At 66.2% G+C, this 14852-nt stretch carries 13 protein-coding genes; 7 read left to right on the top strand and 6 right to left on the bottom strand.

Annotated features, from left to right (window positions below):
• Position 1: 1 nt before the first annotated feature.
• Genes P7F68_RS03450 through P7F68_RS03440 form a run of 3 tightly spaced genes read right to left on the bottom strand, consistent with a single transcriptional unit; the run spans position 2 to position 2160 of the window.
• On the bottom strand, positions 2-751 hold the full coding sequence (locus P7F68_RS03450; RefSeq protein WP_277830753.1) for a DUF3108 domain-containing protein: 750 nt from the start codon (positions 749-751) through the stop codon (positions 2-4).
• On the bottom strand, positions 748-1413 hold the full coding sequence (purN, locus tag P7F68_RS03445; RefSeq protein WP_002923706.1) for a phosphoribosylglycinamide formyltransferase: 666 nt from the start codon (positions 1411-1413) through the stop codon (positions 748-750). Before purN ends, P7F68_RS03450 begins: the two co-directional genes overlap by 4 nt.
• A 60-nt stretch (positions 1414-1473) precedes the next feature.
• Positions 1474-2160 carry a hypothetical protein gene (locus P7F68_RS03440; RefSeq protein ID WP_198291736.1) on the bottom strand — a complete coding sequence of 229 codons (687 nt, stop codon included), beginning with the start codon at positions 2158-2160 and terminating at the stop codon, positions 1474-1476.
• A 236-nt stretch (positions 2161-2396) separates the two neighbouring features.
• On the opposite strand from P7F68_RS03440, the gene mutL reads away from it, so the two are divergent.
• Positions 2397-4265: a DNA mismatch repair endonuclease MutL gene (gene mutL / locus P7F68_RS03435; protein ID WP_277830748.1), complete on the top strand. Its 1869-nt coding sequence runs from the start codon at positions 2397-2399 to the stop codon at positions 4263-4265.
• A 52-nt stretch (positions 4266-4317) separates the two neighbouring features.
• Here the strand turns inward: mutL and P7F68_RS03430 are convergent, their stop codons facing one another.
• Positions 4318-4896 (bottom strand): YqaA family protein, encoded by a 579-nt coding sequence (locus P7F68_RS03430; protein ID WP_277830746.1) that lies wholly within the window; start codon positions 4894-4896, stop codon positions 4318-4320.
• 200 nt (positions 4897-5096) lie between these two features.
• Here P7F68_RS03430 and P7F68_RS03425 point away from each other — a divergent pair, with 200 nt between their 5' ends.
• The 6 genes from P7F68_RS03425 (at position 5097) to P7F68_RS03400 (ending at position 10537) form a co-directional block, all read left to right on the top strand.
• Positions 5097-6866 carry a diguanylate cyclase domain-containing protein gene (locus tag P7F68_RS03425; protein WP_277830744.1) on the top strand — a complete coding sequence of 590 codons (1770 nt, stop codon included), beginning with the start codon at positions 5097-5099 and terminating at the stop codon, positions 6864-6866.
• Between the two features lie 250 nt (positions 6867-7116).
• Complete coding sequence (locus tag P7F68_RS03420) at positions 7117-7851, top strand: hypothetical protein (protein WP_277830742.1); 735 nt, start codon at positions 7117-7119, stop codon at positions 7849-7851.
• A gap of 5 nt (positions 7852-7856) precedes the next feature.
• Complete coding sequence (locus P7F68_RS03415) at positions 7857-8417, top strand: FlgO family outer membrane protein (RefSeq protein ID WP_277830740.1); 561 nt, start codon at positions 7857-7859, stop codon at positions 8415-8417.
• Between the two features lie 114 nt (positions 8418-8531).
• Positions 8532-9530, top strand: a complete 999-nt coding sequence (gene miaA / locus P7F68_RS03410) for a tRNA (adenosine(37)-N6)-dimethylallyltransferase MiaA (protein ID WP_277831214.1) — start codon at positions 8532-8534, stop codon at positions 9528-9530.
• A 62-nt stretch (positions 9531-9592) separates the two neighbouring features.
• A complete protein-coding gene (locus tag P7F68_RS03405) occupies positions 9593-10138 on the top strand; it encodes a DUF1415 domain-containing protein (protein WP_002935821.1) in 546 nt (181 codons plus the stop codon).
• 177 nt (positions 10139-10315) lie between these two features.
• A complete protein-coding gene (locus tag P7F68_RS03400) occupies positions 10316-10537 on the top strand; it encodes an HP1242/YdcH family protein (protein ID WP_002935824.1) in 222 nt (73 codons plus the stop codon).
• A gap of 67 nt (positions 10538-10604) precedes the next feature.
• Here the strand turns inward: P7F68_RS03400 and P7F68_RS03395 are convergent, their stop codons facing one another.
• Together P7F68_RS03395 and P7F68_RS03390 are read right to left on the bottom strand one after the other, a co-directional pair.
• Positions 10605-13679 carry an efflux RND transporter permease subunit gene (locus P7F68_RS03395; RefSeq protein WP_277830735.1) on the bottom strand — a complete coding sequence of 1025 codons (3075 nt, stop codon included), beginning with the start codon at positions 13677-13679 and terminating at the stop codon, positions 10605-10607.
• Positions 13680-13689: 10 nt separating this feature from the next.
• Positions 13690-14814 (bottom strand): efflux RND transporter periplasmic adaptor subunit, encoded by a 1125-nt coding sequence (locus P7F68_RS03390; protein ID WP_277830733.1) that lies wholly within the window; start codon positions 14812-14814, stop codon positions 13690-13692.
• Between the last annotated feature and the right edge of the window lie 38 nt (positions 14815-14852).

The following is a 14852-nucleotide window of genomic DNA, read 5'->3' as shown; positions in this document are numbered from 1 at the left end:
GTCAGTTCTTGGTTCCTGTTGCGGTCGCCGCCGGGCGTCCCGTTTCAATCGCGGCGGCGCGCTGATCCAGCACTCCGCCCTTTTCGTCCTCGATGCGGATGCGCACCGGCAGCAGCCCATGGTCTACCGACAGCCAGATCCGGATGTTCAGCCCGCCATCCTCGGCGTGCGCGCGCAGGCGCAAGGTCTCCACCTTGCCGATGGGCAGGCTCAGAGACTCCTTGCCGTCCGGCTCCAGCACTGCGTCCTTGACGCTCTTGTTGGTGATGACCTGAAGACTGACAGGCCTTCCATTACGGGCGACGTGGCTGGCCTGGTGCCACAGGCTGAGCAGATCCTGCGCCCCCGCCTCGAGCGTACCGCTGCGCCGCTCCGCACCCTCGCGGCGGATGCTGACACGCCCCGCCGGCCAGTCGAAATGCGCTGCCTCGCTCTTGCGTCCGCGCTGCTCGACACTGAACAGCTCGGGCCGCAAGCCCGCCCCGCTCAGCAGCCCACGGCTGTGCTGACGGTACTGCAAGCCGAACAGACCCGCGAGCCCGCGCGCCTCAAGCTCGAGTTCGAGCTCATAGCGTCCATCCGCAAGGGACCAGCTGTGCTGGGCACTGCCAACCTTGAAGCCTTGAGAACCGTAATGAACGTCGAAACGCATGCTGCCAGTCGCCGGCGGATCGGCAAAACCCGCTGCTGCGGCCGCGGGCACCAGGCAGGCCAGGCAGAGCAGCACGACAAAGCGCAGGCTGCCGCTCACGACACGCCCCCACCCGAGGGCTCGAGGCGCGGCGAAACAAGTGCAGGCAGCGGCTCATCAGGCGCGTCGCGCAGGCTCACCCGTCCGTGCGCATCAATGGACAGCCGCCCGTCAACGAACCAGCGCACGGCCTGCGGATAGATGCGGTGCTCCTGCTCGAGAACGCGCGCGGCCAGTGCCGCCTCGTCGTCACCGCAGCGCACCTCGACCGCCGCCTGGACGACGATCGGGCCGCAATCGAGTTCGGCAGTTACGAAATGCACCGTCGTGCCGTGCACCCTCACCCCGGCCTCGAGGGCGCGGCGATGCGTGTTGAGCCCGGTGAAAGCAGGCAGCAGCGAAGGGTGGATATTGAGCAAACGGCCCTCGTAATGGCGCACGAAGCCGGCCGTGAGCAGGCGCATGAAACCGGCAAGCACCACGAGATCCGGACGGTGGGCATCAATGGCCTCGATCAGCGCCGCGTCGAAACCCTCGCGATCCGGATAGGCGGTGTGGTCGACCACCGCGGTGTCGATGCCGTGCTCACGCGCAAAGACAATGCCCGGCGCCTGCGGCCGGTTGCTGATCACCGCGGCGATGCGGGCGCCGGGTATGCGTGAACGCACAATGGCTTCCATGTTGCTGCCGCGGCCGGAGATAAGGATGACGATGGACTTCATGGCAATGAGGGAGTCGGGAAACAGGCTCCAGCACGGGCACTTTCAAAGTAGCTGGCTGGCTCAATACACAGGCAGGAAGACCGCGGTGCCGAGGTTCTGGACCACGCGTGTGACGGTGCGGTCGGTTTCGTCCTCGACGATATCGGCGAGCGCATCGAGCAGCCCGATGATGCGACCGAACTCGCGCTCGAAGCTCAGGTTGGCAACCTCGCCCATCTCGTTGGACAACAACAGCGGGCGCCCCGAAGGGTCGCGCGCCGTCGCGAGCTTCCACGCTGCAATCTCTACGTTACGGGCGGCATTGTAGATGTGCTGGGGCTCCAGATCATCCAGCATGTAAAAAACTTCGCGATCGCCGAGGGCGGCCTGCACCATGCTGGCGAGCCCGACGACGAGGGCCTGGACCCGGTCGCCGCGATACTCCGGATGCAGCGCAATCTGCATGGCGTCGAGGTCGCGACGGTTACCTAGCGATGCAAAACGCCAGCGATGCTTCTCGTCGAAGATCCTCGAGATCGCTGCCTCGGCACTGCCCGCACCACCCTTGCGCCACTCATCGGGATTGCGCTTGTACAGCTTGTCGGCAAGGCGGCGCAAGCTGGCGAACACATGTTGCTGATGGCGCTCGGCGACGCGGTTGATGTCGGTCTTGAGCAGCTGGCGCAGGTCGAAACCACGCGCGCGCTGCTCAGAAGGCGCCGTCCCCGGCGACGAGCAGCCTCCGAGCGCCACCGCTAGCACCAACATCAGGCAGACCACACCGAGGTGGACGCCTGTGGCCCGTGCCGGCAACCCCCGCTCAGCTTGATGCATCTGCCCTGCGCCCCCGCTATTGCCCCTGACCCTGGATCATAACCGAGCGCTTGCCGATCATGCCCTGCCCCTCGAGCCAAGGCGCGCACGGCCGGCGCCGCGGCCCGGCCTGCAGCTCAGCGCCTATAATGCGAGGCCGCCCAGCCGTCGGCTCATCATCCAAGCACGCCATGCCCCACATACACCGCCTTCCCGACCTGCTGGTCAACCAGATCGCCGCAGGCGAGGTTGTCGAACGCCCGGCCTCGGTCCTCAAGGAGGTACTCGAGAACGCAGTGGATGCCGGCGCGCGTGCGATCGAGGTCCAGCTCGAACAGGGCGGCGTGCGCCGCATCAGGGTCACCGACGACGGCTGCGGCATCGATCGCGAGGAGCTTGCCCTCGCCCTCGAACGTCACGCCACCAGCAAGATCGCGTCGCTCGACGACCTCGAGCGCGTCGGCACCATGGGCTTTCGGGGCGAAGCGCTCGCTGCAATTGCCGCCGTCGCCCGCACCACGATCACCAGCCGCGCCGAAGCTGCGACTCACGCCTGGCGCATCGACGGCAGCGATCGCAGCATCGCGCCTGCCGCGCTCAACCAGGGCACCGTGGTCGAAGTGGCCGACCTCTATTTCAACACCCCGGCACGACGCAAGTTCCTCAAGACCGAGGCCACCGAGTACGCGCACTGCGACGACGTGTTCCGCCGCGTCGCACTCGCCCGTCCGGACATCAGCCTGCAGCTCGCACACAACGGGCGCGTGACCCACCGCCTGCCGCCCTCACCTGCCGCGCAACGGGTCGCAGCCTTGATGGGGGACGACTTCGTTGCCCAGGCGCGCCAGGTGGAAGCAGATGCCGGGCCGCTGAGGCTGGCCGGCTTCGCCTCACTGCCCGCCTACTCGCGGTCGAGCCGCGACGCGCAGTTCTTCTTCGTCAATGGCCGTTTCGTGCGTGACAAGCTGCTCACCCATGCAGTGCGCGAAGCCTATGCCGACATCCTGCACGGCAGCCGCCATCCGGCGTATGTCCTTTTTCTTGAGCTCGACCCGGCGGGCGTCGATGTGAATGTGCACCCAGCCAAGATCGAGGTGCGCTTTCGCGAGGCGCGTGCGGTCCACCAGTTCATCTACCACGCGCTGAAGCGCACGCTCGCCGAAAGCGGTGCAAACCGCATCGAACCGGACGCGAGCTCGACTGCGCCGCAGCATCGGGCAGTGTCCGCCGACAGCATGCTTGGCATGGCCGCCACGTCTGCGCTCACCGGCAGCAGCACGGGCAACGCCGGGACTCAGACCTGGCACGCCTGGTCTGCCGCCCCAGCGCGCCAGGGCCAGCTCGCCATGGAAGCCGCAAGCCGCAGCTACCTGGACTTCGCCGCTGGCGCCCGCCCTGTCGGCGACGCTGCGCCAGTCCAGGCCGCGGCAAGCACAACCGCATGGCCAACCAGGACCCTGTCTGCAGACGAGGGCGCAGCGCCGCCGCTCGGCTTCGCGCTCGCCCAACTGCATGGGGTCTATATCCTGGCGCAGAACACGCATGGCCTCGTGCTGGTGGACATGCATGCAGCGCACGAACGCATCCTTTACGAGCGCCTGAAGACGGTGCTCGATGGCCGGCCCGCCGTCCAGCGCCTGCTCATTCCAGCCGTGTTTTCGGTCAGCGCCAAGGACATGGCCGCCGCAGAGGAATGCCGCGAAGTCCTCGCCGGCATGGGGTTCGACGTGAGCACCGCCGGGCCGCAGGAACTCGCCGTACGCAGCGTGCCTGCCCTCCTCGCCGGCGCCCCCGTGGCCGAACTGATGCGCCAGCTCCTACAGGAACTGCGCGAATACCCAGCCACCGAGGTGGTGACGACGCGCCGCAACGAACTGCTCGCTACGATGGCCTGCCATGGCGCAGTACGTGCCAATCGCCAGCTCACCCTGCCCGAGATGAATGCGCTGCTGCGCGACATGGAGGCCACGGAGCGCGCAGACCAGTGCAACCACGGACGGCCGACCTGGACGCAGTTCAGCATGGCAGAACTCGATCGCTTCTTCATGCGCGGCCAGTAGTGCCGGCACCCCAGTAGCGCCGGCGCGCCAAGACGCAAGCCCCTGCGCGTACCTATAAACTGTAGATCAGCGCCCCCACCACAACCACGGCGACCGTCGCCCACCCCAGGCGGTCGACGTAGCGATGCAGCACGGCCTCCATGCGCTCGCCGCCCCAGGCCATCAGCCCGGCTACAAGGAAGAAGCGCGCCCCACGGCCCACCAGCGAGGCCAGCACGAAGGGCGCCAGCGCCATCGACGCCACGCCCCCTGCGATCGTGAACACCTTGTACGGAATCGGCGAGAAGCCCGCGACGAAGATTGCCCAGAAACCCCAGGTATCGAACCAGGCTACCGCCTGCTCGTAGGCCGCCCAGTAGCGTGTCTCGCGCAGCCACGGCTCAATCGCGTCGAATGCGAAGTACCCGATGACATACCCAAGCACACCGCCCGCAACCGAAGCCAGCGTCGTGAGCAAGGCGAACCACATTGCCCGCCGCGGGTTTGCCAGGCACATCGGCGCCAGCATCACATCAGGGGGAATCGGGAAGAATGACGACTCCGCAAAGCTGAGCCCACCTAGAAACCAGGGGGCGCGTCGATGCCGCGACCATGCCATCGTGCGCGCGTACAACGGCGAGAAGATCTTCAAGACAACACTCCGGGGGATTTCGAAGACGAACCCGGTTCCAGCAGCGACCGGGCGAGGCGCGATGATAACCGCAAGTCCATGACCTGCGCTTGTCGGCTTCGTCGGCACCGCCTTGCGGATGACCCTGCCTTGCGCACTTCCCCACAAGGTCCGAGAATCAGGGCCTTAGCGACTGCCAGTCTGTAACGCGAACCAACGCCATGCCGACCCGCCTCCTGCAATCCATCTCCCTGCGGCTCGTGCTGATCGTGCCCTATGTGCTGCTCCTCGTTGGCCTCGCCGTGGCCCTCGGGGTGCTCTCCTATTCGGCGGGAAGCCGCGCCCTGTCTACAGTCTCGGGTCAATTGCTGCTCGAAACCGTCGGTCGGATCACTCAGGCCGTCGACCGGCACGTCGTCGGTTCGAGCGCAGTGCTCGAGTCGGCCTTCCCCGAGGGCATGCCCGCACCACCGACCATCGAGCAGGACTTCCACGACATCCGCAACCGCTTCTGGGTGGCAACCTCCATCCATACCGACCCGAACGACTACGTTTACTATGGCAACGAAGCTGGCCAGGGGCTGGGGCTGCATCGCCGCTCGAGCGATGAGGTCGAGCTGCGCATGAAACTGCGCGCGGACGAACATCGCGCCATCTACCGCTACCAGGGTGTCGACGGCCACCTCGAGTTCGTCCGCCGGGAAACCACGCTGTTCGATCCGCGCACACGCCCGTGGTATGCAAACGGCAAGACGACCGACGGCCACACCTGGACATCGGTTTACATCGATTTCGGCACCCTGCAGCTGGTGGCGACGCGTGCGCGCCGCGTGCTGGGACCCGACAATGAATTCGCCGGCGTGGTCGCCACCGACGTCGCGCTCAAGGCGCTCAATGACTTCGTCGGCCGCCTCAAGGTATCGCCCAACGGCATCGCCTTCATCGTGGAGCCGGACGGCAATCTGATCGCCTCGTCAGCGAGCGCCAACGTGGTCGTGCTGCCCGATGGCAGCTACGGGCGGCTGCAAGCGGCGGAGAGCGACCACCCCCTGCTCAAGGCGAGCTACCTGACGGTACGCGACCGCATTGCGGTCGTCAGCGACGAGAAGCTGCCGCGGGTATTCGAGTTTGTCGACCCAGAGGGCAACCAGATCCATGCCGCCATCGACCGCGTGCGCGATGCAGCAGGCCTCGACTGGGTTACCGTGGTCGCAATGCCAGCCAGCGACTTCCTCGGCGACGTCATCGAGAACGTACGCCGCACGGTCGTGCTGGCGACCATCGCCGTGATGGTCGCGGTCGCGATCGGCCTCGGCATCCTGAGCTGGGTGTCGCGCGATCTGCGCAGCTTGGCGGCAGTCGCCAGCCGCATCGGTGACGGCGACCTCGAGACGCCGGTCGGCATCGTGCGCCGTGACGAGATCGGCGAGCTTGCACGCAGCTTCGAGCGCATGCAGGACCGCCTGCGCACCGACCGCCTGACCGGGCTCGCCAACCGCGAGGCCCTGCTCCAGCAGTTGCAGCGCCGCATCGAGCGCGCACGCAATGACCGGCGCAACCCGCACGTCGGCGTGCTGTTCATCGACCTCAACCGCTTCAAGAGCATCAACGACAACCACGGTCACGAGATCGGCGACCAGGTGCTGCAGGAGATTGCCAACCGTCTCGCGCACAGCGTTCGCGCGGAAGACCTCGTCGCCCGCTACGCCGGGGACGAGTTCGTGATCGTCACCGACAACGTCACCGACCGCCCCGCACTCGATCAGGTTCGTCTCCACGTCGAAGCCGTACTGCGCGCGCCCCTCACCACACCCCAGATCGCAGGCCTCGGACTGAGCGTCGGCGGCGCGATCGGTGGCGCACTCTATCCCGACGATGGCGACAGCCCGGAGAGCCTGCTCCGCCATGCCGATCACGCGATGTATGCGGACAAGCTCGACAGGCGCAGATCCGAGCCCTCGGGCGTGGTCCGTTTTCCCCAGCGACCGTGAGCGGGCATAGGGACAAGCTGTGGATAAGCAGCGCAAGTCCTTGAGACGAGACACCAAAGAGCCTCTGCCTAAAAATAGGGCAGAAGCCCGATACGGAAATATGCCGCAGGGTGCTTCCATCGCCAATTGAGCCTGCCAGTCCCTTCTGTTAGCCTCGCCAGTGGCTTGACATACGCCTTTTAAATCACCAATTACGCACTTGTCATTATTCAGCAATGACCAAGCGTTCTCGCTGCGGAGACCCTGCTCCATGAAGACACCCATCATCGCGGCCGCGGCCGCTGCCCTGCTGGCAGCGGCCTGCGCCACACCCATCATCGCGGCCGCGGCCGCTGCCCTGCTGGCAGCGGCCTGCGCCACACCCCACGCACCTGCCCCGCTGGCGACCAATTTCGAGACCAGCAAGCAGCCGAAGCTGCAGGCCGCTGCACACTGGAACCTGATCGCGCGTGACGTCGCAGGAAAGATCTCGGCCGGGCTTCCGCAACATGCGCCCCTCTTCATCAACCAGCATGCAGAAGCATCCACTTTCGAGCGCGCCTTCGTCGGCCAGTTGATGACCGCACTCATCGATGCCGGCCATCCGGTGATGCGCGCACCCGAAGGGGCGTTCCGCGTCGGCGTGGAGACCCAGGCCGTCCCGTTCGCCGCTGACCGCCCCCAATACCGCCATGCTGGCACAGCTACCGCGCTGGGTGCCGGGCTCTGGGCGCTCTACGACATCGTGGAGTACGCATCCAACGGCCCAGCCAAGGCTGCGCTCCTCGCGGTCGGCGGAGCCGATGCGTATGCCTGGTTCCAATCGGAGTTCGCCGCGGGCAGCACCCCGTCGATGGAAGTTATCGTGACCACCAGCGTGACCGACGCCAACCAGTACCTGACACGCAACACCAGCGTCTATTACGTTGCGGACGCCGACCGTCAGCTGTACTCGCCCGCCCCGCGCGCCAGGACGAAGACCTTCTCCGTCGTGGGGGGTGAATGATGAGCATGCGTCGAACCCTCCTCGCCGGGCTCGCCGGCGCACTCGCTCTCGGCCTGGGTGGTTGCGCCACCAACAACATCAATGAAAGCAAGGCCCCAACCTACGAGCAGGCCGCCGCCAATCCGCTGATCCCCGCGAATTACGCTGCAGCGACGACGCTGCTAAGCCGCCTTCAGGGCCAACTGGTCGCAGGCCATCCCCTCATCGCGGCAACGGTGGTGAACATCGATGCGCTCGATAGATCCTCCACACTCGGCCGTGTGGTCTCCGAACAGGTTGCAGCACGCTTCACCCTCGCCGGCTACCGCATGATCGAGATGAAGCTGCGCAATAACGTCTACATGGCGCGCGACCAGGGCGAACTCATGCTGACGCGCGAGATCCGCGACATCGCCACGGCACATGAGGCGCAGGCGGTCGTGGTCGGCACCTACGCCCAGAGCAGCGAGATGGTCTTCATCAACCTCAAGGTGATCGAGCCCGACACCAACGTGGTGCTGGCCGTGCATGACTACGCGCTCCCCCTCGACAGCGTGACGCGATCGATGTTGCGCGCGAACCGCTGACGCAGCCCGCCACCCGGCGCGCAGGGGGCGATGGATAGCGAGCTTCGAGCGCCGCCCATCGCCCCCTTTCCCATTGTCGGTCCTGGTGAGCGATAATCCGCGCGCTTGACAACGCTGCTCGACTCCTGCCTCCCGCGCCCCTTGACCGTGACCTCGGACCCCTCGCCGCCGCTCCCCCCAGCACTGCTGCTCCTTGGCCCGACAGCCAGCGGCAAGACCGCCTGCGCACTGGCGCTTGCGCGGCACCTGCCAGTCGAGATCATCAGCGTGGACTCGGCCTTGGTGTATCGCGACATGGACATCGGCACGGCAAAGCCGAGCACCGAGGAACGTGCCTCGTGCCCGCACCACCTCATCGATGTCGTGTCCCCGGAAGAGCGTTACTCCGCCGCACGGTTTCGCGCAGACGCGGTACGGCTGACGGCGGAGATCAGCGCGCGCGGACGGATCCCCCTGCTCGCGGGGGGCACCATGCTCTATTTCAAGGCCTTGCGCGACGGCCTCTCCGACCTGCCAGCCGCCAACGCTGTCCTGCGCCGCGCCATCGACGCAGAGGCCGCAGCGCGGGGCTGGCCGGCCCTGCATGCCGAGCTTGCCCGCCTCGACCCCGACGCTGCCGCACGCCTCGAACCGGGCGACGCGCAGCGCATCCAGCGCGCCCTTGAGATCGTGCGTCTCACCGGCCTACCGCTGGCCGAAAGCTATGGGCGCAAGGAAGACAACGCTCTGCCTTGCAGGCTACTGCCGATCGCGCTCGCACCGGCAGAGCGCGGCGCGCTTCATGCGCGTATCGAACAGCGCTTCGATGCCATGCTGCACGCTGGGTTCGTTGATGAGGTCCGCCAGTTGCGCCGCAAATACCGGCTCGACCCGGCGATGCCCTCGATGCGCTGTGTCGGCTATCGCCAGGCGTGGGAGTACCTGGACGGCGAGATCGGCTACGATGACTTGCGCTTCAAGGGTATCGCCGCCACCCGCCAGCTCGCCAAGCGCCAGCTCACCTGGCAAAGACAGTTCCGCGAAACATGGCCGGACCTGATCGAGCTCGACTGCCTGCGCCCGGACCTCACCGAGGCCGTGCGCGCGGCGGCATTCAGCCTGCTCGACAGCTGAGCGCAAGTACCCCGCCGCCCCACTCCCTCCAGCCCATTTCTTACCCCAAGCAACGGAAACCCATGGACGAACAGATCATCAGCGACGTCGAGCAGTGGCTCGACGAAGTCGTCATCGGCCTCGAGCTCTGTCCCTTCGCCGCCAAACCACGGCGCGAGGGGCGCGTGCGCATCGCCGTCAGCCATGCGCGCGACGAGGAAGCGCTGCTCAACGACCTGCAGGCCGAACTCGAGCGCCTGTCGGACACCCCGGCGGAACAGCTCGAGACCACGCTGCTCGCCATCCCCGACATGCTCGAGGACTTCGCCGACTACAATGATTTCCTCGATGCCGTAGACCTCTGGGTCGAGCACTTCGGCTGGGAAGGCGAACTGCAGGTCGCAAGCTTCCATCCCCAGTACCAGTTCGCCGACACCGACAGCGATGACCCTGGCAACCTCACCAACCGCTCGCCGTGGCCGCTGCTTCACATCATCCGCGAAGAGAGCTTGGAGAAGATCATCGCCCACTACCCCGACGTGGATGCCATCCCTGAGCGCAACGTCAAGCGCATGAAGGCGCTCAGCGCCGAGGAGCGCAACAGACTCTTCCCCTACCTGTTCGGTTGAACGCCCGCGTCGCGCCCCACAGCTCAGCGGGGCCGCGTACAGGTCGGCTGCAGTGGGCGCGGCGCCAGCCGCGAGGGCTTTCAGGTCACGGGCAGACACTCGCGGAGGCACAGGGAGAGGAGTAGACTGCAGCTAACAGATCGCGACTTTTCCCAAGCCTGAAATGCAGGAGAGCCTATGTTTCCCGAATACCGCGAACTGATCACCCGTCTCAAGAACACCGACCGTCACTTCACCCAGCTCTTCGAGCGCCACAACGAACTGGATCACAAGATCAAGAACGTCGAGGCGAACATCGAGCTCGGCACTCACGAAGAAGTCGAAGTGATGAAGAAGGAAAAGCTGCTGATCAAGGATCAGATCTATGCGCACCTGAAGAAGGCCGAGACCGCAGGCTGACAACGGCACACACGGTCAACCGGGCCCGCACTCGCGCCACGGGCGGGGTGCGGGCCCGATCGCTTGTTCAGGTCTGGATCTGTGCCGATGCCCCGTCTGGCAGCGCCTCACGCTCACGACGCGCCAGCAGCGTGTAGACGGTCGGCACCACGAACAGCGTGAAGAAGGTACCGATCAGCAGCCCGCCGACAATCACCCAGCCGATCTGCTGGCGGCTCTCGGCACCGGCACCGGTCGCCAGCGCCAGGGGCACCGCCCCCAGCACCATCGCCCCAGTCGTCATCAGGATCGGGCGCAGTCGCAGCACCGCGGCTTCGACCACGGCCTCGCGCAGGGTTTGCCCCTGCTCGCGCAGCTGGTTGGAGAACTCCACGATCAGGATGCCATGCTTGGTGATGAGGCCGACCAGGGTGACCAGGCCGATCTGGCTATATACATTGAGGGTGCCGCCAGTCAGCCACAGCGCACCAAGCGCCCCGGTCATCGACAGCGGCACGGTGAGCATGATGATGAAGGGATCGCGAAAGCTCTCGAACTGCGCCGCCAGCACCAGGTAGATGAAAGCCAGCGCGAGCACGAACACCAGCGCCAGGCTAGCCGAGCTCGACTTGAACTCGCGCGACTGGCCGTCGTAGTCGGTACCGTAGCCCGGCGGCAGGAGGCGCTCTGCAGTCGCCTCCATCCACTTCAAGGCCTCGCCCAGCGTGTAATCGGGCGCCAGGTTGGCCGAAATCGTCACCGAGCGGCGCTGGCCGAAGTGATTGAGTTCGCGCGGCGCGACGCGCTCGCTCACCTTAACGACGCTCGCCAGCGGCACCATGTCGCCGTTGCGCGCTCGCACATAGATGTCGCGGATGTCACGCGGGTCGCGGCGATCGTCCGCCGCCACCTGGACGATCACCTCGTACTGCTCGGCGTCCTGCTTGTAGCGCGTGACCTGGCGGCCGCCGAGCATGGTCTCCAGCGTACGGCCGATGACATCGACGGCCACCCCGAGGTCTGCAGCGCGGTCGCGATCGACCTCCACCGCCAGCTCGGGCATGGTGAGCTTGAGGTCGGTGTCGGGCGACACCAGGCCAGGGTTGTCGCGCATCGCATCGAGAAAAGCCTCGGCGACGGCGGCAAGCTCCTCGTAGCTGTCCGAGGTCGACACCACGAAGCTCACCGGCCGCGAACGTGCCCCCTGACCGAATGACGCCGGCAGGCTGGGAAAGGCATTGACCCCGGTCACGGCACGCATGCGCGGCTGCAACTCGGAGGCGATCTCGGATGATCTGCGCGCGCGCTCGCTCCAGTCGGCGAACCCGACAAAGGAGATACCCTGCGACACCGTCGGGTTGCCGGTGATCACGAGGTAGCGGTCTACTTCCGGAATGCTGGCGTAGATCTCCTCGAGCTCGCGTGCGTAGCGCGCCATGTAGTCCAGCGTCGCGCCTTCCGGACCGTTGAACAAGCCGACCACGCGCCCTCGATCCTCGAGCGGAGCGAGCTCGGTCTTGAGCTGCCCCATCAGCCACACCGAGCTCCCGGCAACCACGGCAAACACCAGCATCACCAGCCAGCGCAGCTCCAGCGAGGCCGACAACACGCCACGGTAGCCATGAGTCAGCCCGCCCAGGAAACGTTCGATGGCGTTGTACACCGGTCCATGCGTGCGCTCGTGGCGCAGCAGCTTCGCGCACATCATCGGCGACAGGGTGAGCGCGACAAAGCCCGACACCAGCACCGCCCCCGCCAGAGTGAGTGCGAACTCGGTAAACAACTTCCCCGTGCGCCCGGTCATGAAGGCCACCGGCGCATAAACCGCGGCCAGGGTGATCGTCATCGCCACGATCGCGAAACCGATCTCCCTGGCACCCTGGAAGGCTGCCGCCAGCGGCGCCATGCCTTCTTCGATATGGCGATAGATGTTCTCCAGCACCACGATCGCATCGTCCACCACCAGCCCGATCGCCAGAACCAGCGCCAGCAGGGTCAAGGTGTTGATCGAGAAGCCCAGGGCATACATCAGCGTGAAGGCGCCGACCAGCGACACCGGGATCGTTACCAGCGGCACCAGCATCGCACGCCAGCTGCGCAGGAAGAACAGGCACACGCCGGCCACCAGCAGCACCGCCTCCCAGATCGTGGCGAACACCGCATCGATCGAGCGCTCGATGAACACCGTGGTGTCGTTGGCAATCGTCATCGACATGCCTTCCGGCAGCTCCGCCTGCAGGCGTGGCAGCATCTCGTCAAGGCCGCGCTTGAGGTCGAGCGGATTCGCAGTGGCCTGCTTGATGAGGCCGATAGAGATCGCCGGCCGGCCCATGAAGCGTACCGAAGTGCGTTCGTTCTCGGGCGCCACCTCGACACGGCCGACGTCGCGGATACGCACCGGGTAGGCGTCGGGGGTGCCGGCCTGGCGCAGCACTACCGCCTCGAACTGCGCCGGCTCGACCAGGTCGGTCTGCGCCACCACCGCGAACTCGCGCTCGCGACTCTCGATGCGTCCGGCGGGCAGCTCCACATTCTGGCGCCGGATGGCGTCTTCCACATCCTGCACGGTGAGCCCGAAAGCCGCCATGCGGTCGCGGTCGAGCCAGATCCTCATCGCATAGCGACGCTCACCGAACACGCGCGCATCCGCTGCGCCGGGCAGGGTCTGCAGGCGCGGCTTGATGATGCGGCTGGCAAAGTCGCTCATCTCCAGCGGCGAGTGGCGGTCTGACGAGAACGCAACCCATATGATCGGGCTGGCGTCAGCCTCGACCTTGGCGATCACCGGCTCATCGATATCGTCGGGCAGGCGCTGGCGTACGCGCGAAACGCGGTCGCGCACGTCGGCCGCGGCGCTGTCGGCATCGCGCTCGACGCGGAAGCGTACGGTGATCTGGCTGCGCTCCTGGCGGCTGATCGAGGACAGCACATCCACGCCCTCGATACCGGCGAGCGAATCTTCAAGCGGCTTGGTGACCTGGGACTCGACGATCTCTGCGCTCGCACCGCGGTAACGGGTATCGACCGTCACCACCGGCTCATCGATATTGGGGTACTCGCGCACGGTAAGCCGCGAGTACGACATCATCCCGACCAGCAGCACGAGTAAGGAAAGCACGGTGGCGAACACCGGACGGCGAATGCAGATGTCTGAGATGCGCACGCTGCCTGCCTCAGTCCGCCGCCAGCGCCACGCCGCTGGGCGCATCCGCGAGCGTCACCTGCGCACCGTCGCGCAGCTTCAGTTGGCCGGCCGTCACCACGACCGCACCTGCGGACAAGCCCTCGGTGATCTCGACGACAGCATTGCGGCGCACCCCGGTACGGACATCCACCCTGCGCACTGTGTCATCGACGACCTGATAGACGTACTGCACATTGCCCGGCGCCGGCACCAACGCCGCCTCCGGCACCACCAGCACGCCACTACGCTCGGCGAGGATCAGGCGCACACGCGCGAAAACTCCGGGGCGCAGACGGCCGTCCGGGTTGTCCAGGTTCGCACGTAGCCGCACTGCCCGCCCCTGGGCGTCCACGAGCGGATCGACTGCATCCACGACAGCATTGAAGCGCTCGCCCGGCAGCACGTCGCTCGATACTTCGACCACCTGGCCACGACGCACACGGTCCAGATACTGCTCGGGAAGGCGGAAATCCACCTTGAGCGTCGCGATATCCTCGAGGTTGATCAGCGCATCGCCGTCCTTCACGAAATCGCCCGGGCTCACGCTGCGAATGCCCACTACGGCGTCGAAGGGCGCACGGATCTGCATGCGCTCGAGCCGCGCCTGCGCCAGCGCCACACCCGCGCGTGCCACCTCAAGTTGAGCACGCGCGGTGTCGAGGCTGCTCTGACTGACGAACTTGCGTGCAAACAGATCCTGGGTCCGACCGAAATTGGACTCAGCAAGGGTCAGGTTGGCGCGCGCCTGTTGTAGTTCGGCGCGCTGCACCGCGGCATCGAGCTCGACCAGCACCTCGCCACGCTCCACTGCCTGGCCGTCGCGAAAGCGGATCGCTGCGATCCTTCCCGACACTTCGGGGCGCAGCACGACCGACTCGTTCGACACCAGCGAGCCCACCGCCGCTACATCGTCTGCGAGGGCCAGCGCCCGTACCGTCTGCGCCTCGACCCGCACAGGCGCGGCGGCGCCCGTTGCAGTCACGGTCGCCGCGAGGCCCGGACGATCGGCCTTCAGCCCCTCCGACTGCTCGCGGTTGACATACCAGGCGAGCGCAGCCACGACGGCAAGGCCAGCGAGGCTCAGTGCCAGGACGGGAGTACGACGTGAAGACATGATGCCTCTATGGTTTCCATTGCAAAGCGCAGGCGGGC

It is taken from the genome of Thauera mechernichensis (assembly GCF_029588855.1).
In the GTDB taxonomy this organism is placed as follows: Bacteria; Pseudomonadota; Gammaproteobacteria; order Burkholderiales; family Rhodocyclaceae; genus Thauera; species Thauera mechernichensis.
Note: the sequence above shows the minus strand (reverse complement) of the source record. Positions and strands in the feature narration are given on the sequence as shown.

What these genes read in the sequence shown, in the direction of transcription:
- purN (WP_002923706.1), bottom strand. Translation starts at nt 1,413, where the DNA reads ATGAAGTCCATCGTCATCCTTATCTCCGGCCGCGGCAGCAACATGGAA.
- P7F68_RS03440 (WP_198291736.1), bottom strand. Translation starts at nt 2,160, where the DNA reads ATGTTGGTGCTAGCGGTGGCGCTCGGAGGCTGCTCGTCGCCGGGGACG.
- mutL (WP_277830748.1), top strand. Translation starts at nt 2,397, where the DNA reads ATGCCCCACATACACCGCCTTCCCGACCTGCTGGTCAACCAGATCGCC.
- P7F68_RS03425 (WP_277830744.1), top strand. Translation starts at nt 5,097, where the DNA reads ATGCCGACCCGCCTCCTGCAATCCATCTCCCTGCGGCTCGTGCTGATC.
- P7F68_RS03420 (WP_277830742.1), top strand. Translation starts at nt 7,117, where the DNA reads ATGAAGACACCCATCATCGCGGCCGCGGCCGCTGCCCTGCTGGCAGCG.
- P7F68_RS03415 (WP_277830740.1), top strand. Translation starts at nt 7,857, where the DNA reads ATGCGTCGAACCCTCCTCGCCGGGCTCGCCGGCGCACTCGCTCTCGGC.
- P7F68_RS03405 (WP_002935821.1), top strand. Translation starts at nt 9,593, where the DNA reads ATGGACGAACAGATCATCAGCGACGTCGAGCAGTGGCTCGACGAAGTC.
- P7F68_RS03400 (WP_002935824.1), top strand. Translation starts at nt 10,316, where the DNA reads ATGTTTCCCGAATACCGCGAACTGATCACCCGTCTCAAGAACACCGAC.
- P7F68_RS03390 (WP_277830733.1), bottom strand. Translation starts at nt 14,814, where the DNA reads ATGTCTTCACGTCGTACTCCCGTCCTGGCACTGAGCCTCGCTGGCCTT.